The sequence below is a fragment of the Citrobacter sp. RHBSTW-00881 genome, assembly GCF_013728515.1.
GTDB classification, from domain to species: domain Bacteria; phylum Pseudomonadota; class Gammaproteobacteria; order Enterobacterales; family Enterobacteriaceae; genus Citrobacter; species Citrobacter braakii.
Genome location: NZ_CP056269.1, coordinates 1,517,028 through 1,534,245 on the forward strand (window position 1 = coordinate 1,517,028; position 17,218 = coordinate 1,534,245).

Here is a 17,218-nt window from a genome sequence, read left to right on the forward strand (position 1 = left end):
ACGATAAAGTAATTATGTGATCTGGATCGATTTTCCACGGGCATCAGCCTTCAGGGCGTTGTTGTTATGCCCCCATGAATTTACAGTGTGGCAAAGATTTATTCTGACTTTAGCGGAGCAGTGGAAGAATGACAAAATATGCTTTAGTAGGTGATGTTGGCGGCACCAACGCGCGTCTTGCTCTGTGCGACATTGCCAGCGGCGAGATTTCGCAGGCAAAAACCTATTCCGGGCTGGATTACCCAAGCCTCGAGGCGGTAGTACGCGTATACCTGGATGAGCATAGCGTCAGCGTTGAGGATGGTTGTATTGCCATTGCCTGTCCGATAACCGGTGACTGGGTGGCAATGACCAACCATACCTGGGCATTCTCTATTGCTGAGATGAAAAAAAATCTGGGCTTCAGCCATCTGGAAATCATCAATGATTTCACCGCCGTGTCGATGGCGATCCCGATGCTGAAGAAAGAGCATTTGATCCAGTTTGGCGGTGCGGAACCTGTTGAAGGCAAACCGATTGCTGTCTATGGCGCAGGTACCGGACTCGGCGTGGCGCATTTGGTGCATGTAGATAAACGCTGGGTGAGCTTGCCTGGTGAAGGCGGTCACGTGGATTTTGCGCCTAACAGCGAAGAAGAAGGGATTATCCTTGAGGTCCTGCGTGCGGAAATTGGTCACGTTTCCGCAGAGCGCGTACTGTCAGGTCCGGGGCTGGTTAATCTGTATCGCGCCATCGTCAAATCAGACGGGCGCCTGCCGGAAAATCTGCAGCCGAAGGATATCACCGGGCGTGCGCTGGCTGATTCCTGTATCGACTGTCGTCGCGCGCTGTCGCTGTTCTGCGTCATCATGGGGCGTTTTGGCGGCGATCTGGCGTTAACGCTGGGCACGTTTGGCGGTGTGTACATCGCTGGCGGCATCGTACCGCGCTTCCTCGACTTCTTTAAAGCTTCGGGTTTCCGTGGTGGTTTTGAAGATAAGGGGCGTTTTAAAGCCTACGTACAGGATATTCCGGTATATCTGATCGTGCATGATAACCCGGGCCTGCTTGGTTCCGGTGCGCATCTGCGCCAGACGCTGGGCCATATTTTGTAAGACCAATGCCGGACGGTGCACAGCGCTTATCCGGCTTACACATATCCCGCAAAACCGCGTTATTACGCGGTTTTTTTATGCCTGCCGCCCGCCTTTCCGACCTTCGTCACATTTCCGAATGGCGGGATTATTTGTCCAGTAAAAGCATTATTTGTCTGATAACGGTCGTTACTTTCCCCGGACCATAATTTCACTCGTTAACTATTACGAGGAAATGATTATGAGCAAAAAACTGATTGCCGTTTGCGCGTGCCCAATGGGGCTGGCCCATACCTTTATGGCGGCTCAGGCGCTGGAAGAAGCCGCGGTTGAAGCGGGTTATGAAGTGAAAATTGAAACCCAGGGTGCGGACGGAATTCAAAATCGCCTGACGGCGCAGGATATCGCAGAGGCAACGTTGATCATCCATTCTGTTGCCGTTACTCCGGAAGATAACGAGCGTTTTGAGTCGCGTGACGTCTACGAAATTACGTTACAGGACGCGATAAAAAATGCAGCCGGCATCATCAAAGAGATCGAAGAGATGGTTGCCGCTGAACAACAATAATCATCGACAGGGAATTACGTATGGCCATTAAAAAACGCAGTGCAACCGTTGTGCCTGGCGCATCTGGTGCGGCAGCGGCAATAAAAAATCCACCGGCCTCCCACAATAGCTTCTGGGGCGAACTTCCGCAGCATGTGATGTCGGGTATTTCGCGCATGGTACCGACGTTAATTATGGGCGGGGTAATTCTCGCCTTCTCGCAACTGATCGCCTATAGCTGGCTCGATATTCCTGCTGACACCGGCATCCTGGATGCGCTGAACAGCGGAAAATTCAGCGGTTTTAATCTCTCATTACTGAAGTTTGCCTGGCTGTCGCAATCTTTTGGCGGCGTGCTGTTTGGTTTTGCTATTCCGATGTTTGCCGCGTTTGTCGCCAACTCTATCGGCGGTAAGCTGGCGTTTCCGGCGGGGTTCATTGGTGGACTGATGTCCACTCAGCCCACGCAGATACTGAATTTTGACCCAGCGACGCTGCAATGGGCAACCAGTGCTCCCGTCCCGTCAACCTTTATTGGCGCGCTGATTATCTCGATTGTCGCCGGGTATCTGGTGAAGTGGATGAACCAAAAAATCCAGTTGCCTGATTTCCTGCTGGCATTCAAAACCACCTTTTTACTGCCCATTCTTTCCGCGATCTTCGTCATGTTGGCGATGTATTACGTGATAACGCCGTTTGGCGGGTGGATCAACGGCGGAATTCGTTCTCTGCTGACGGCGGCTGGAGAGAAAGGCACGCTGATGTACGCGATGGGGATTTCTGCGGCAACGGCGATTGACCTCGGCGGTCCGATTAATAAAGCCGCAGGATTTGTCGCCTTCAGCTTTACTACCGATCACGTTCTGCCGGTAACCGCACGCTCTATTGCCATCGTGATTCCTCCAATTGGCCTCGGGTTGGCTACGCTTCTCGATCGGCGCTTAACCGGCAAACGCCTGTTCAGCGCACAGCTCTACCCGCAAGGGAAAACGGCAATGTTCCTCGCATTTATGGGCATCAGCGAAGGGGCAATCCCGTTTGCGCTGGAAAGCCCCATCACGGCAATTCCATCCTATATGGTTGGCGCTATTGTCGGATCGACGGCTGCCGTCTGGCTGGGGGCGGTGCAGTGGTTCCCGGAATCGGCTATCTGGGCATGGCCGCTGGTCACTAACCTCGGCGTCTATATGGCGGGGATCCTGTTAGGTGCGGTGATTACGGCGCTGATGGTGGTGTTCCTGCGCAACATGATGTACCGCAAAGGTAAATTGCTGATTGAGAGCCTCTGATTAAAAGGATTGTGACCATGAGCTTACTTGCCTCGCTGCGTGACTGGCTAACGGCGCAACATCTCGATGCGATGCTGCTGTCATCGCGACAGAATAAACAGCCGCATATGGGGATCTCCAGCGGTTCAGGGTTTGTGTTTATCAGCCATCAAAGCGCGCATATCCTGGTCGACGCCCGTTACTACACCGATGTCGCTACGCGTACTCAGGGTTATCAGATCCATCTACTTGATGGCGCGCAGACGCTGTATTCACGGGTGAATCACATTATTGCTGACGAAAAGCTGCAGACGGTGGGATTTGAAGGCGAGCAGGTAAGCTGGAATACGGCGAATGGATGGTCGGGCAAACTGCTTGCGCGACTAGTGAGTGCCGTGCCGGATGTGCTCCGGCAGGTAAAAACGGCGCAGGAGATAGCCTGCATTCGCGAAGCCTGCCGGATAGCTGACCTTAGTGCTGAACATATTCGCCGCTTTATTCAACCTGGCCTCAGTGAGCGCGAAATCGCCGCTGAACTGGAGTGGTACATGCGTACGCTCGGTGCAGACAAACCCTCTTTTGACACCATTGTCGCCAGCGGCTGGCGCGGCGCGCTGCCGCACGGTAAAGCCAGCGACAAGCGTGTCGAGGCGGGTGAGTTCATCACGCTGGATTTTGGCGCGCAGTATCAGGGCTATTGTTCGGATATGACGAGAACCTTTCGCATCCCAGACGCAAACCAGCCAGCGCAAGAAAGCCCGCTGTTTTCCGTGTATCAGATTGTCCTGGCGGCGCAGCGTGCGGCGGTGGCGGCAATTCGACCAGGTCGGCGTTGCCATGAGGTTGACGCCGCAGCCAGGCAGGTCATTACGCAGGCGGGCTATGGCGATGAGTTTGGTCACAATACCGGACACGCTATCGGCATTGAGGTGCATGAAAATCCCCGTTTTTCCCCCACCGACGCGACGCCTCTGGCGGTTGGCATGCTGCTCACCGTTGAGCCGGGTATTTATCTGCCGGGGCAGGGAGGCGTGCGTATTGAGGATGTGGTGCTGGTTACGCCAGACGGCGGCGAGGTGCTCTACACCATGGCGAAGACATTGTTACACACGGGAGAAGCGTAATGGACTTATCGCTACTGAAGGCGCTGAGCGAGGCGGACGCGATCGCCTCTTCAGAACAGGAAGTGCGTCAGATCCTGCTTGAAGAGGCGGATCGTCTACATAAAGAGGTGCGCTTTGACGGCCTGGGATCGGTGCTGATCCGTCTGAATGAATCAACCGGTCCGAAGGTAATGATCTGCGCGCATATGGATGAAGTGGGATTTATCGTGCGCAGTATTTCCAGCGAAGGAGCGATCGATGTATTGCCGGTGGGAAATGTGCGTATGGCGGCCAGGCAATTGCAGCCGGTGCGGATCACTACCCGTGAAGAGAGCAAAATTCCCGGTCTGCTCGACGGAGTGCGCAGCGGTAATGACGTCAGTGCGCTGCAGGTGGACATTGGCGCGCGGTCTTATGACGAGGTACTTCAGGCCGGCGTACGCCCTGGCGATCGCGTCACCTTTGACATGACGTTTCAGGTTTTGCCGCACCAGCGAGTCATGGGCAAAGCCTTTGATGATCGACTTGGATGTTATTTGCTGGTGGCGCTGCTGCGCGAATGGCATAACGCCATTCTCCCATGTGAGGTCTGGCTGGTGGCCAGTTCCAGTGAAGAAGTGGGACTGCGCGGAGGACAAACAGCAGCACGTGCGGTCGCCCCGGATGTGGCGATCGTGCTGGATACCGCCTGCTGGGCCAAAAACTTTGATCATGGTGCGGCCAACCATCGGCAGATTGGTAATGGCCCGATGCTGGTGTTAAGCGATAAATCGCTGATTGCCTCGCCAAAGCTGACGGCGTGGGTTGAAAGCGTGGCCACCGATGCGGGCATTACCCTGCAGCTTGACATGTTCAGTAACGGCGGCACTGACGGCGGGGCGGTGCACGTAAGCGGCACGGGGATCCCCACGGTTGTCATGGGGCCAGCTACGCGGCATGGACACTGCGCGGCGTCGATTGCCGACTGCCGTGACATCATCCAGACGCAGCAGTTGTTGTCGGCTCTTCTTTCACATCTTACGTGCGAAACCGTGGTTCATCTGACGGATTTCAGGTGCTGATTTCGCGCTAATCAGGAGTTGTTATGCTAACGATTCAATTTCTTTGCCCGCTACCCAATGGCCTGCATGCGCGTCCGGCGTGGGAGCTGAAAGAGCAGTGCAGCCAGTGGCAAAGTGAGGTGATATTTCTTAACCATCGCCAGAACGCCAGGGCTGATGCGAAAAGCTCGCTGGCGCTGATTGGCACCGGGACGCTGTTTAATGACAGTTGTAGCTTAACCATCACCGGTCGCGATGAAGAACAGGCCCGACGAGCGCTGGAGGAGTACCTCCTGCACCGGTTTATTGACAGCGACAGCGTTCAGCCGACGCCAGCGGAACTGGCGGCACATCCGTTGCCACGTTCGCTGATTCGCCTCAACCCAGACCTTCTTTATGGCACCGTGCTGGCAGGAGGCGTGGGGGCAGGTTCGCTCACGCTTTGGCAGAGCGATAATCTGGAAAGCTATCGCGCGATTGCGCCGAGTGCGGAAGACAATACCCGGCTGGAGCATAGTCTGGCGACGCTTGCCGAACAGCTCAATCAGCAACTGCGCGAGCGTGAGGGTGAGAGTAAAACCATCCTCAGCGCCCATCTGTCTCTGATTCAGGACGACGAGTTTGCCGGGAATATTCGTCGCTTAATGCTGGAGCAGCATCTGGGTTTAGGGGCGGCGATTATCGCCAATATGGAGCAGGTGTGCGACAAGCTGTCGGCCTCCGGTAGCGATTACCTGCGCGAGCGCGTTAGCGATATCCGTGATATCAGCGAACAGCTGCTGCACATCACCTGGCCTGAAAGACGTCCGCGCAATGCGCTGGTGCTGAATAAGCCGACGATTCTGGTCGCTGAGGATTTGACGCCCAGCCAGTTTTTAAGCCTCAATTTGCAGCATCTGTCAGGCATGATCCTGGAGAAAACAGGGCGCACATCGCACACCCTAATCCTTGCTCGCGCGTCGGCTATACCGGTGCTTAGCGGCTTGCCGCTGGAGGCCATTAGCCGCTATGCAGGCCAGCATGCGGTACTGGATGCCCGCTGTGGGGTACTGGCCATCAATCCAGACGATGCGGTTCGCGGTTATTACGCGATTGCGCAGAAGCAGGCCGATGAATGCCAGCGGCGGCAGGCGCTGGATGCCGCCCAGCCCGCGCTGACCAAAGATAATCAGCGTATTGACGTTGCAGCGAATATCGGTACCGCGCTGGAAGCGCCGGGGGCGTTTGCCAATGGCGCGGAAGGGATTGGGCTGTTTCGTACTGAAATGCTGTTTATGGACCGCGACAGCGCTCCCGACGAGCAGGAACAGTTTGAAGCCTACCAGCAGGTCTTATTGGCCGCGGGCGACAAGCCGGTTATCTTTCGCACCATGGATATTGGGGGGGATAAAAATATCCGTTACCTCAATATTCCGCAGGAAGATAATCCGTTCCTGGGCTACCGCGCGGTGCGAATTTATCCAGAGTTTGCCGGACTGTTTCGCACGCAGCTGCGCGCCATCTTACGTGCGGCAACCTTCGGCAATGCGCAACTGATGATCCCAATGGTGCACAGCCTTGACCAGATTTTGTGGGTAAAAAGCGAACTGCAAAAAGCGCTGGTGGCACTGAAAGCCGACGGTTTACGCCATGCTCCGACAATTTCATTGGGGATTATGGTTGAAGTGCCGTCGGTGTGTTACATCATCGACCATTTCTGCGATGAGGTGGATTTCTTCAGTATTGGTTCAAACGACATGACCCAGTACCTGTACGCCGTCGATCGTAATAACCCGCGCGTTTCGCCGTTGTACAACCCGATTACACCGTCGTTCCTGCGAATGTTGCAGCAGATTGTCCGCGTGGCGCACGAACGCGGTAAATGGGTGGGCATTTGCGGCGAACTGGGGGGCGAAGGACGCTATTTACCGCTGCTACTGGGCTTAGGACTCGACGAGCTGAGCATGAGCAGTCCACGTATTCCGGCGGTGAAAAGTCAGCTTCGTCAACTGGAGGGCCAGGCATGCCGTGAACTCGCCATACGGGCCTGTGAGTGCCGTAGCGCTCAAGAGATAGAAGATCTGCTAAACCAGTTTGCACCGCAGAAAGACGTGCGTCCGCTGCTGGCGCGGGAGAACATCTTTGTTGGTGAATCTCTGAGTAACAAAGAGCAGGTGATTCAGTTTCTGTGCGGCAATCTGGGTGTTAATGGGCGAACTGAACATCCGTTTGAGCTGGAGGAAGATATCTGGCAGCGCGAAGAGATAGTCACCACTGCTGTCGGTTTTGGTGTGGCTATTCCGCACACTAAGTCCCAGTGGATCCGCCATTCCAGCATCAGTATTGCCCGGCTTGCTTATCCCGTTGACTGGCAGTCAGAGATGGGCGAAGTGGAACTGGTTATCATGCTGACGCTGGGGGCTGATGAAGGCATTAACCACGTGAAGGTCTTCTCGCAGCTGGCGCGTAAGCTGGTGAACAAGCCGTTCCGCCAGTCGTTGTTTGCCGCTGAAAATGCCGACAGTATTCTCGCGTTGCTGGAGGCGGAACTGACGTTTTAAGCTTCATTGAAAGAGCGCTCTCCAGCCTGCGACGATCTGGTTGCAGGCTGGATGAACGCGACCGGAAAGCGACATCATCAATGTGGCGCGTTTGGCACCGGCAGTTTCCCGGCTCTTAAGAGCGTCATTTCTTGCTTACAGAGCAGAACCACCGCCTGGCGAGCTTTAACACGGCGGGAGGTAAGGGCTCTTTTCACGGTCTGACGATCCGCACCTGATTCCAGCATCTGAAAACACATCAGGGAGAGTGCACGTCTGTTTTTCATCGCATATTCACTTTATTGAGTAAGCCTGCAGGGGGAGCTACATGCCGTTATTTTACAACGATGCAAACGGATATTACTAACCTGTTGGTGTTGTCTCACTTAACGTGCTGACTGAAAACGTACGCTGTACTCTCCCGGCGTCAGGCCAAACTGACGCCGGAACAGGCGGCAGAAATAATTACTGTCCTGATACCCGCACCGCTGTGCGACTTCGCTAATCGACAGATGGTATTTCTGTAAGATGATGCGCGCCTTCGCCATTCTGACCCACCGCAGGTACTCGACGAACCCCATGGTGCCGTGCTGGGCAAACACTTTTGACAGGTGGTTGGGCGTGATATTAAAAAACTGCGCTACGCTTTCCCGGGTCAGCGGTTGGGCATAGTTATCCTGCACCCAGTTACACATACTATGATAGAGAAATTCAGCGCGCGGACGCTCTGTGTCAGGGCGGGTATTCACCACGCTACGACACAGATGCAGCAGGCTAAGCACCAGCGGCTGAATAATATCCTGGGCCTGAGGAGAGCGGCTTAAATGGGTTAATGCGGTGAGCATCGCCTCGCCTTCGCCGCGCTGCGGATGTGGTAACTCAATACGGCGGATCGGACGTAACAGAGATGCCGTTCGATTATCGTAAAAAGAGAGCCCCAGCCAGGCCGGAGAAAACACCAGACTCAGTAGCATCACGGGTTTATCGCTGCCGGGCAAATTCGCTGCCTTCGCCGGGATAAACAGCATGTCGCCTTCTGGCAGGCTATGCTGCTGTTTTTCCAGTTGATTACTGTATTCGCCACGCAGCACGATATCGAGGCGCGGAAGGTCAATACACAAACTGCCGGACGGTAACGTGGTGGGCTGGGACGCGAACCACACGCGGCCAAGACGCTGCGGGTTCAATACCAGGCCGCTGAACAGATCGGCGAAAAACTGTTGGTCTGCGGGGAGGCCTGGCTCTTTCATCGCTCTTTCTCTGCGCTATAAGTGCATTAACTGCCTGAACTCTTTCACTTTACTCCGACTCACCGGGATTTCAAATTCCAGATCTTTTAAGCGCAAAATGTAGGTGTTGTTAAACCAGGGTTCGATCTCGCGGATTTTATTCAGATTCACACAGAACGAGCGGTGGCAGCGGAAGAAATGCGAAGCAGGCAATTTGCTGCAAAATTCAGTGATGTTCATCGGCATCACGTACGATTCGCGCCGGGTGTAGACAAACGTCATCTTTTCATGGGCTTCTGCGTAGTAGATGTCGTTGATCGGGGTCACGATGATCCGCTCATCTTTGATCAGATTGATCGTATCGTTTTCGCGGGTCACCGGACTGGCAGGCGAGGTTCCCGTTTGCTGTTGCTGCCAGGCGGCTTCCAGCTTTTGCAGCATGCCGACGATGCGTGATTCCTGATACGGCTTCAGGATGTAGTCAAAGGCCTCCAGTTCAAAGGCTTCAACAGCGTGCTCTTTCCACGCGGTAATAAAGACAATAAAGGGCTTGTGCGCGAACTGGCTGATGTTTTGCGCCAACAGGACGCCATCCAGCGAGGGAATATTGATATCCAGAAAAATGGCGTCAACGCGGTTGTGCTGGAGGTATTTCAGCACGTCCAGACCGTCGTCAAATGTGCCGACAATCTCCATCTGGCTGTGCTCTTTTATCAGCCAGCTAAGTTCCTGTTGGGCCAGGAATTCATCTTCAACAATGATGACTTTCACGACTTCACTCCTGGTTAAAGCAACAATGTGGCCGGTGCGGCTGCGGGCGAGTGCTGATTAGGCACATAAAAGGCAATCTCAGTGCCTGGCTCCAGACGGCGGATATGGAGGCCCTCGCCGTAGAGCAGCTTAACGCGATGATGCACATTCAACAGACCAATTTTATTGCCCGGCATTTCATTGGATTCGACCCGTTCAATCACTTTTGGATCGATACCGTGGCCCGTATCCCGCACGGCAATCCGTACCCGATTACCGCACTCCGCAACGCTGATGGTGACCACCCCTTTTCCTTTGCAGGGTTGAATCCCATGGACGATAGCGTTCTCTACCAGCGGCTGAATCAGCAGGCTGGGAATATAACAGCTTACCTCTTCATCGATATCATAAATAACCGTCAGCTTGTTGCCAAAACGGGCCTGTTCGATGGCGATGTAATCCTTGATTTGATACAGCTCTTTTTTGATGTCGATCTGCTCATCGTCTTTTAATTCAATATTATAGCGAAGATAGCGCGATAAATTAAAAATCAGCTGGCGCGCAGTGTCTGGATTCAGTCGCACCGACGATGAAATTGCGTTCAGGGCGTTAAACAGGAAATGGGGATTTATTTTACTTTGTAGCGCACGCAGCTCTGCCTTATTTGCCATTTCGCGTAGCTGCTCCGCCCGGGAGACTTCCAGCTGAGTCGAGATAATTTGCGACAGGCCGATGGCCATTTCTTGTAGTGAGGAGGTTATCTGGTGGGCGTGACAGTAGTAGATTTTTAGCGTACCGGTGACAACACCTTTCTCCCAAAGCGGAATCACCAGCATGGAGTGTATTTCCGGCGTACGGTGCGCTTCATCATTGTTTTTAATGATGATTTTTCCGTAATTGATCGCCTGTTGCGTAGTCGGACTGACGAAATCATCATTATCGCGGTAGTTAAGTTCACCCACGCCAACGTAGGCCAGCACGTGCTGGGTGTTGGTAATAGCGACGGCATCAGCATGGATATCATGGCGAATAATTTCGCACACCTGGCGAAGCGATTCGCTATTGACCTGGCGAAAAAGCGGCAGAGTTTTGTTGGCGATATCCAGAGCCAGCTTAGCCTGCTTCGCGGCGCTGGCTTCTTTCTCGCCTTCCACGCTTTGCACCAGCATGACGATAAAACCAATGCAGACACTACCAAGAATCATTGGGATGCCGATCTTCGAGACGATATCCAGCCCCAGTTCGGTGGTGGGCGCCCAGGCGACGACGAGGATCATGGTCAGAGATTCGCACAGCATTCCGCCTAAAATACCCGCACGCCAGTGTTGCGCTTTGGGGATCCTACGGTTGATCCAGCCGGCAATGCAGCCTGCCAGAATGCTGGTGATAAAGCAGGGCAGGGCGGTTACGCCGCCGATGTCGATCAGGTAGCGGTGGGTGCCCGCGATCAGGCCTGTAATAATACCGACCCAGGGACCGAACAGAATTCCCCCTGACATGACGGCGATAATACGTACGTTAACCAGTGAGCCTTCAACCGGTACGCCGGACCAGGTACTGAACAGGGCAAACATTGAGAAAATCGCGGTAACGGCGAGCAGCTCTTTCGGGGAGTGGGCTGACTTGTGCAACAGTTCGCGAAACAGGCGGATACGAATCAGGAAAAACAGACAGAACAGCATCAGCGCTGCCCGGTCGAATACCGCCAGCAGCATATTGAATATTTCGTGCACGGGTGACTCTTGCGCAAGGGTTAAACCTCTATGATAGGTAACCTGAGGCTGGATGACCAGCAAACCCGCAGCCTGTAGCTAATGGGGAAAAACCTTAATATTAAAAGGGGATTGTTGCATGATTGTTGTATTTACAATGCCTGTCCTGTCAACGGAGCGCACAAAGTAATATGTTTAACAATAAAATGTTAAATGGTGGTAATTTTAAGCGGAGTGTGAAAAATTTTATTTCCTCATTTTTTCTGGCTATTCCTCTTTTATCTCAATAAAAAATATTTTGTTTTGCCTCTCGACAGAAGGAAATTATTCAGGCTATTTTCTAAACGTGCCCCCATCGTGGCAGCGTCGCTCGGACGGTCCGGGCGCTAACGTTAATCTGAGGATATTATGGCTGACTCCCGCCCTGAACGTCGCTTTACGCGTATTGATCGCCTTCCCCCTTACGTTTTTAACATTACTGCTGAGCTAAAGATGGCTGCGCGTCGGCGCGGCGAAGATATTATCGATTTCAGCATGGGGAACCCGGATGGGGCCACGCCTCCTCACATCGTCGAAAAACTCTGTACCGTGGCGCAGCGCCCGGATACGCACGGTTACTCCACCTCGCGCGGCATTCCGCGTCTGCGTCGGGCGATTTCCCGTTGGTACCAGGAACGCTATGACGTTGAGATCGATCCGGAATCCGAAGCGATTGTGACGATTGGCTCGAAAGAAGGATTGGCGCACCTGATGCTGGCCACGCTGGATCACGGCGATACGGTCCTCGTACCGAACCCGAGCTATCCGATCCATATTTATGGCGCGGTGATTGCCGGCGCGCAGGTACGCTCAGTGCCGCTGGTCGAAGGCGTCGATTTCTTTAATGAGCTGGAGCGCGCGATTCGCGAAAGCTACCCGAAACCGAAGATGATGATCTTAGGTTTTCCTTCCAACCCGACTGCGCAGTGCGTCGAGCTGGAGTTCTTCGAAAAAGTTGTGGCCCTGGCTAAACGCTATGACGTGCTGGTGGTTCATGACCTGGCCTATGCCGATATCGTCTACGATGGCTGGAAAGCGCCGTCGATTATGGAGGTACCGGGCGCTCGTGATGTCGCGGTGGAGTTTTTCACCCTATCGAAAAGCTACAACATGGCGGGCTGGCGTATCGGTTTTATGGTAGGTAACAAAACGCTGGTGAACGCGCTGGCTCGAATTAAGAGCTATCATGATTACGGAACCTTTACTCCGTTGCAGGTTGCAGCAATCGCCGCGCTGGAAGGCGATCAGCAGTGCGTGCGGGATATTGCTGAGCAATATAAACGTCGTCGAGATGTGCTGGTTAAGGGGCTGCATGAAGCCGGGTGGATGGTCGAGATGCCCAAGGCCTCGATGTACGTTTGGGCGAAAATCCCAGAGCAATACGCCGCGATGGGATCACTTGAATTTGCCAAGAAACTGCTGAACGAGGCGAAGGTATGCGTTTCGCCGGGGATTGGTTTTGGTGATTATGGTGATACGCACGTGCGCTTTGCGTTAATTGAAAACCGCGACCGTACCCGCCAGGCGATCCGTGGCATCAAAGCAATGTTCCGCGCCGATGGCTTACTGCCTGCCAGTGCAAAATCGGCCACCGAAAGTACTGACTAACAACACGTTTCTCCAAAAGCAAACAGGAGCCATCAGGCTCCTGTTTTTTTGCTGCGTCTTTTAATTTAGATCATCAGGGCGAAAGTACCGGCCCAAACGATGACCATAAAAGAAATGCCCATAAAGAAATATTTCACTTTTCATCTCTCCGCGTACCTGAGGTACGTCTAAATGAACATATGCTAACCTGACAGAGAGCTGATGCACGCGTAAACGAAATGGAGAATTCCCTTCGTTTGCTTGTCTGCATCACCTCAGAATTCTGAGCTTTTATGCTCCAGACGGCGCTAATGTACGCCTAAAAATGAGGTGAGACAAGAGGCATTTTTTTATTTAATTTTAATAACTTACAAGTGTCGTGATTCGGCGACAGTTTAATTTCTGTCGGTAATAAATTGCTATTGAGCGACGAAATGTTTACTCGGAGAATTCTCATATCTCCATGATGTTAATGCGGTTAATTTTTCGCGGAATGAGATTATGAAAAGGTTAAAAATGACCAGATTAATGATGTTAGCACTCGTTCTTACGCCAGTGACGTCGATGGCGGCCTCGCCGATGGCATTCAATTTCAGCTGCGCAAGTATTGGTGGTGTGAATAGTGATGGTAAAGGCAATATCTGGATTGATGGCACTAAGGCGACGGTAAAGGCCTTCAATGAAAATTACTGGGAAGCAAAAAGCGGTAACAATACCGTGTCTATCTCCCGTAAAGATGACGGGAATCCGGACGTTTCCTGGACCGGGCCTAATCGTAAGCACGGGATTTGCCTGCCTGAAGACAATATCGACTTTTCAGGGGCAAAGAAATCGACCAGCAACGGGCCTTCTTTTTCCTGTTCTGCGGTAGCAAAGGGCAGTATCGAAGAGATTATCTGTCAAAGTCCTTCGCTCTCAGCCATGGATTTGGCATTGAACGGGGCCTACAAGCAGGCGCTGGTGAAATCGAGTAATAACCCGACGCTCAAAGCAGAGCAACGCGGCTGGGTGAAAGGGCGTAACGAATGCTGGAAAGAGCAGGATAAGCCAGCGTGTATAGCCCGTAACTACAATGAGCGAATGGCTGAATTACAGAACAAGTGGGGCGTGAAGTAATTCAGGCGCAGAAAAAAAGAAAGGCCTTTCGGCCTTTCTTTTTAGATGTACAACGAGGCTTCACCCATCGGACGAGTTTTGAAGCGACGGTGGATCCAGAGATACTGCTCGGGTGCGCGCATGATCTCTTTTTCGATAATTTTGTTCATATACGCCGCTGCCTGGCTTTCATCTGTTGGATAACCTTCCATTTCTGGCGTGATGAACAGGCGGTAACCGGAGTTATCTGCTTTTCTCACCATGGTTACGGTCAGCATCGCTGCGCCCGATAAGCGTGACAGCACGTAAGTACCGTTGGTGGTCGCGACGTTTTTGACTGCGAAGAAGGGGGCGAATGAACTCCCTTTACGACCGTAGTCCTGATCGGGGGCAAACCATACCGCTTCCCCTTTTTTCAGGGCGCCGACAATACCTCGCAGATTATTTCTGCCGATCATGGCCTTGTTGGAGCGCATACGACCGCGGGTTTGGATCCACTCCATCAACTTATTGTTGTGCGGGCGATAGGTTGCCATCATCGGTTGGCAAAGTCCCATTACGCGACCACCCAATTCGAGTGACATAAAGTGTACGCCTACCACCATCACGCCACGGTTTTGCATCTGTGCGCGTTGCAGGTTGTCCAGCCCTTCTACATCAAACCATTTGCGTACCCGGCGATCCGGCCAGAACCAGGCCATACCCGTTTCAAGCAGCGCCATGCCGAGTGAACGGAAGTTCTCATCGACCAGTTTGTCTCTTTCTTCTTGCGACAGATTTGGGAAACAGAGTTCGAGATTTTTATGAGCAATAGATTCACGGCGCTTTAAAAATGGACGAGCCAGCGTTCCTGTACGGGTACCAAGAAAACACAATACGGGATAGGGAAGCTGTACCAGTAACCAGAGCACACCGACGCCAAACCATGTGAGCCAGTAGCGCGGATGCAAAAACGCGCGTGAAAATTTACATTGGGGGAACATAAGCACCTGTTGTTGATACGAAATAGGTGTATCGCGAAGATTCTTTAGTCTGCCGCTTTACAGTCTGTACTGATCGTTAGGCCGCCATGAACGACATTGGTTCCTGTAAAGAGTGTAAAACTGAGTCAGGACAAAACCAGGAAGGGGCATGAATGATCGGACGCTCAATGTACACCCGAATATTAATGTCAGCCAGAAATAATTACTCAAGATGCGTAAATGTTTTTACGGCGATTAAGGTCAAAAATGAGTCGTTATATAATGCGTTGTTTTTATGACGATTAAATAAACGGCTGTCGAATAAATTAGTAGTCAGTGATTGAGTGATTTTTGTAACGAAAAAGTTGCTTAAATTGCGAACCATTGGGAATTGTCTTAGAATATAAACTCAAGGGAGTGTAAGGACTTACGTAAATTTTTACGGCAAACAGGAGGTATCGCTATGTTCTATTTTTGGATCTTTCTCGCGTTGAGCATTCTGAGCGTCAGTTGCTATATCTGGCAGGTTATGGGGGCTGCGGCGTCAATAAGTGCTTTTATCGGCATGGCCATACTCACGGCATTAATTTACGTTTTTACTATGCAGTTGACCAATGGTAACGAGATGGTTACCGGATTATTCCTTTTTCTTGCCCCAGCATGCGGTTTGATCATCCGCTTTATGGTGGGTTACGGTAAGCAATAAATTATCACGTTGAGCTATTTATTCTTTATCTGAATGTATTGAAGTGCCAGCATCGCTGGCACTTTTTGCGAGACTGAAATCGGCTACCGGGCATCAGCCAACTGGAGTGACGCTTCCTCTTGTTGAGCGTTTTTCCGCTGTTGTTCGAGCTCCAGCGCGCCGCGATGGGAGAGGTAGCAGAACAGGATGCAGCATACAATCCCGCCCATCAACAGATAGAAGCCGCCATGCCATCCCATTTTATCGACCATCACGCCAAACAGGCTGGTTCCCAGCGATGCGCCAAAAATGTAGCTCATGAATCCGCGTAACCCTACCGCAGAACCTACTGCGAAGCTGGGGACGATTTCCATGGTCTGAACGGAGGCCAGGAACTGCGGAACATAAATCAGGCAACCCACGATGGCGGCAAAAATAGTGACCATCAGCAGCGATTCACTTTTCCAGTAACCGATCAGGCAGACGAAAATCAGCGCCATACAGATCATGGCCAGCGGCATGCGACGGCCTTTAAACAGTTTATCGGTGAGCCAACCCGCCAGTAATGTGGAAGGAATTGCCGCCCATTCGAAAAACAGAAAAGCTATGCTCATTTGTTCTTTCGAGAAATGTTTTTCGGTTAATAAATAAATTGGCAGCCAGCTAATCATACCAAAACGCACCATATAGACAAAGACGTCTACCAGTGAAACATACCAGGCATTCTTATTACGCAATACATAGGTGCAGAAGATCTGGAAGGCACTCATATTTTCTGGCGCCTGGACAGCGTGTCGGGAATTTAATACGACTTTTTCTTCCGGCATCATTTTTTCCAGAGCCGGCAAACCCTCCTGGCGTGGTGAACCTTTCCCCAGCATCAGCACAATAAAAGCAAACAGTACGGCAACACAGGCCGGAACAATATAGCTGGCGCTTTGCCAGTGTTCGCTCCCCAAAATGGCAAACGCGGCGCCAACAATCGGGGCGACAATACCACCGCCAACGTTGTGTGAGATATTCCAGAATGCGCCAACGCGTCCACGTTCTTTACGTGGAAACCAGTTAGCGATGGTAATAAATGAAGGGCCAACGCCCATCCCCTGAAACAAACCGTTGAAAACGACCAACGCGGCGAATATCCAGAATCCGGTACTGAACCCCAGGCCTACGTTGACGATAGCGCACAGGATCAGGCCGCATGCCATGAAGACTTTCGGGCTGGCCTTGTCTGCCAGACTGCTCATAATGCCTTTACTGATCCCATAGGCAATAAGCATGCAGCTGCTGAGTAAACCAATCTGCGTAGCGCTGAGATCCAGATGCTCCTTCAGATATGGAGTCGAAAGCGTGAAGTTATTGCGCACAATATAGTACGCAAGATAGCCAAGAAATACGCTGAGTAATGCCTGAATGCGGTATCGGCCATAAGTTGCCTGGACTTTCTCCGCCGGGACTTTATTCGCCGCTGGTCCTGCCTTAAATATTGATAACATATCATCACCTAATTTTTTATTGATGTGAATATCAGGATTTTTCGCAGTGAAGAGTGAAATAGACGGCAAAGAAACTCAAGTTGATGAAATGTGTCACTATTGACTCAATTTAC

At 52.2% G+C, this 17,218-nt stretch carries 16 protein-coding genes; 9 read left to right on the forward strand and 7 right to left on the reverse strand.

Annotated features, from left to right (window positions below):
• Positions 1-128 precede the first annotated feature (128 nt).
• The 6 genes from glk (at position 129) to ptsP (ending at position 7,571) form a co-directional block, all read left to right on the forward strand.
• Positions 129-1,094 (forward strand): glucokinase, encoded by a 966-nt coding sequence (glk, locus tag HV311_RS07190; protein WP_016153902.1) that lies wholly within the window; start codon positions 129-131, stop codon positions 1,092-1,094.
• 220 nt (positions 1,095-1,314) lie between these two features.
• Entirely contained in the window at positions 1,315-1,641 is a 327-nt protein-coding gene (locus HV311_RS07195) for a PTS fructose transporter subunit IIB (protein WP_003028254.1), read from the forward strand.
• Between the two features lie 20 nt (positions 1,642-1,661).
• Positions 1,662-2,909 (forward strand): PTS fructose transporter subunit IIC, encoded by a 1,248-nt coding sequence (locus HV311_RS07200; protein WP_191220907.1) that lies wholly within the window; start codon positions 1,662-1,664, stop codon positions 2,907-2,909.
• A 17-nt stretch (positions 2,910-2,926) separates the two neighbouring features.
• Complete coding sequence (ypdF, locus tag HV311_RS07205; protein ID WP_191220908.1) at positions 2,927-4,012, forward strand: aminopeptidase; 1,086 nt, start codon at positions 2,927-2,929, stop codon at positions 4,010-4,012.
• Positions 4,012-5,052, forward strand: a complete 1,041-nt coding sequence (gene ypdE, locus HV311_RS07210; RefSeq protein ID WP_191220909.1) for an aminopeptidase — start codon at positions 4,012-4,014, stop codon at positions 5,050-5,052. The genes ypdF and ypdE overlap by 1 nt, the downstream gene beginning before the upstream one ends.
• A gap of 23 nt (positions 5,053-5,075) precedes the next feature.
• Complete coding sequence (gene ptsP, locus HV311_RS07215; RefSeq protein ID WP_191220910.1) at positions 5,076-7,571, forward strand: phosphoenolpyruvate--protein phosphotransferase; 2,496 nt, start codon at positions 5,076-5,078, stop codon at positions 7,569-7,571.
• Between the two features lie 77 nt (positions 7,572-7,648).
• Here the strand turns inward: ptsP and HV311_RS07220 are convergent, their stop codons facing one another.
• The 4 genes from HV311_RS07220 to HV311_RS07235 form a co-directional block, all read right to left on the reverse strand.
• A complete protein-coding gene (locus tag HV311_RS07220) occupies positions 7,649-7,837 on the reverse strand; it encodes a hypothetical protein (RefSeq protein ID WP_032931709.1) in 189 nt (62 codons plus the stop codon).
• Between the two features lie 99 nt (positions 7,838-7,936).
• Complete coding sequence (locus HV311_RS07225) at positions 7,937-8,800, reverse strand: AraC family transcriptional regulator (RefSeq protein ID WP_016157073.1); 864 nt, start codon at positions 8,798-8,800, stop codon at positions 7,937-7,939.
• A 15-nt stretch (positions 8,801-8,815) separates the two neighbouring features.
• Entirely contained in the window at positions 8,816-9,550 is a 735-nt protein-coding gene (ypdB, locus tag HV311_RS07230; protein ID WP_016153896.1) for a two-component system response regulator YpdB, read from the reverse strand.
• Between the two features lie 14 nt (positions 9,551-9,564).
• Positions 9,565-11,262, reverse strand: coding sequence for a sensor histidine kinase (locus HV311_RS07235; protein ID WP_191220911.1), 1,698 nt, complete (start codon positions 11,260-11,262; stop codon positions 9,565-9,567).
• A gap of 387 nt (positions 11,263-11,649) precedes the next feature.
• Here HV311_RS07235 and alaC point away from each other — a divergent pair, with 387 nt between their 5' ends.
• On the forward strand, positions 11,650-12,888 hold the full coding sequence (alaC, locus tag HV311_RS07240; RefSeq protein ID WP_016153894.1) for an alanine transaminase: 1,239 nt from the start codon (positions 11,650-11,652) through the stop codon (positions 12,886-12,888).
• Between the two features lie 65 nt (positions 12,889-12,953).
• On the opposite strand, the gene ypdK is transcribed toward alaC, so the two are convergent.
• On the reverse strand, positions 12,954-13,025 hold the full coding sequence (gene ypdK / locus HV311_RS07245) for a membrane protein YpdK (protein ID WP_010723117.1): 72 nt from the start codon (positions 13,023-13,025) through the stop codon (positions 12,954-12,956).
• Positions 13,026-13,368: 343 nt separating this feature from the next.
• Here ypdK and HV311_RS07250 point away from each other — a divergent pair, with 343 nt between their 5' ends.
• Positions 13,369-13,983, forward strand: a complete 615-nt coding sequence (locus HV311_RS07250; RefSeq protein WP_191220912.1) for a lysozyme inhibitor LprI family protein — start codon at positions 13,369-13,371, stop codon at positions 13,981-13,983.
• A gap of 41 nt (positions 13,984-14,024) precedes the next feature.
• On the opposite strand, the gene lpxP is transcribed toward HV311_RS07250, so the two are convergent.
• Positions 14,025-14,945, reverse strand: coding sequence for a kdo(2)-lipid IV(A) palmitoleoyltransferase (gene lpxP, locus HV311_RS07255; protein WP_019077327.1), 921 nt, complete (start codon positions 14,943-14,945; stop codon positions 14,025-14,027).
• A gap of 442 nt (positions 14,946-15,387) precedes the next feature.
• Between lpxP and HV311_RS07260 the strand changes: the two genes are divergently transcribed.
• A complete protein-coding gene (locus tag HV311_RS07260) occupies positions 15,388-15,630 on the forward strand; it encodes a DUF2545 family protein (RefSeq protein ID WP_016153891.1) in 243 nt (80 codons plus the stop codon).
• 83 nt (positions 15,631-15,713) lie between these two features.
• Here HV311_RS07260 and pgtP read toward each other — a convergent pair whose 3' ends face one another.
• Positions 15,714-17,105, reverse strand: coding sequence for a phosphoglycerate transporter PgtP (gene pgtP, locus HV311_RS07265; protein ID WP_191220913.1), 1,392 nt, complete (start codon positions 17,103-17,105; stop codon positions 15,714-15,716).
• Positions 17,106-17,218: the final 113 nt, after the last annotated feature.

Coding starts and splice junctions, on each gene's coding strand:
- glk (WP_016153902.1), top strand. CDS start 129: ATGACAAAATATGCTTTAGTAGGTGATGTTGGCGGCACCAACGCGCGT.
- HV311_RS07195 (WP_003028254.1), top strand. CDS start 1,315: ATGAGCAAAAAACTGATTGCCGTTTGCGCGTGCCCAATGGGGCTGGCC.
- pgtP (WP_191220913.1), bottom strand. CDS start 17,105: ATGTTATCAATATTTAAGGCAGGACCAGCGGCGAATAAAGTCCCGGCG.
- alaC (WP_016153894.1), top strand. CDS start 11,650: ATGGCTGACTCCCGCCCTGAACGTCGCTTTACGCGTATTGATCGCCTT.
- lpxP (WP_019077327.1), bottom strand. CDS start 14,945: ATGTTCCCCCAATGTAAATTTTCACGCGCGTTTTTGCATCCGCGCTAC.
- ypdE (WP_191220909.1), top strand. CDS start 4,012: ATGGACTTATCGCTACTGAAGGCGCTGAGCGAGGCGGACGCGATCGCC.
- ypdF (WP_191220908.1), top strand. CDS start 2,927: ATGAGCTTACTTGCCTCGCTGCGTGACTGGCTAACGGCGCAACATCTC.
- HV311_RS07260 (WP_016153891.1), top strand. CDS start 15,388: ATGTTCTATTTTTGGATCTTTCTCGCGTTGAGCATTCTGAGCGTCAGT.
- HV311_RS07220 (WP_032931709.1), bottom strand. CDS start 7,837: ATGAAAAACAGACGTGCACTCTCCCTGATGTGTTTTCAGATGCTGGAA.
- HV311_RS07200 (WP_191220907.1), top strand. CDS start 1,662: ATGGCCATTAAAAAACGCAGTGCAACCGTTGTGCCTGGCGCATCTGGT.
- ptsP (WP_191220910.1), top strand. CDS start 5,076: ATGCTAACGATTCAATTTCTTTGCCCGCTACCCAATGGCCTGCATGCG.
- HV311_RS07250 (WP_191220912.1), top strand. CDS start 13,369: ATGAAAAGGTTAAAAATGACCAGATTAATGATGTTAGCACTCGTTCTT.
- HV311_RS07225 (WP_016157073.1), bottom strand. CDS start 8,800: ATGAAAGAGCCAGGCCTCCCCGCAGACCAACAGTTTTTCGCCGATCTG.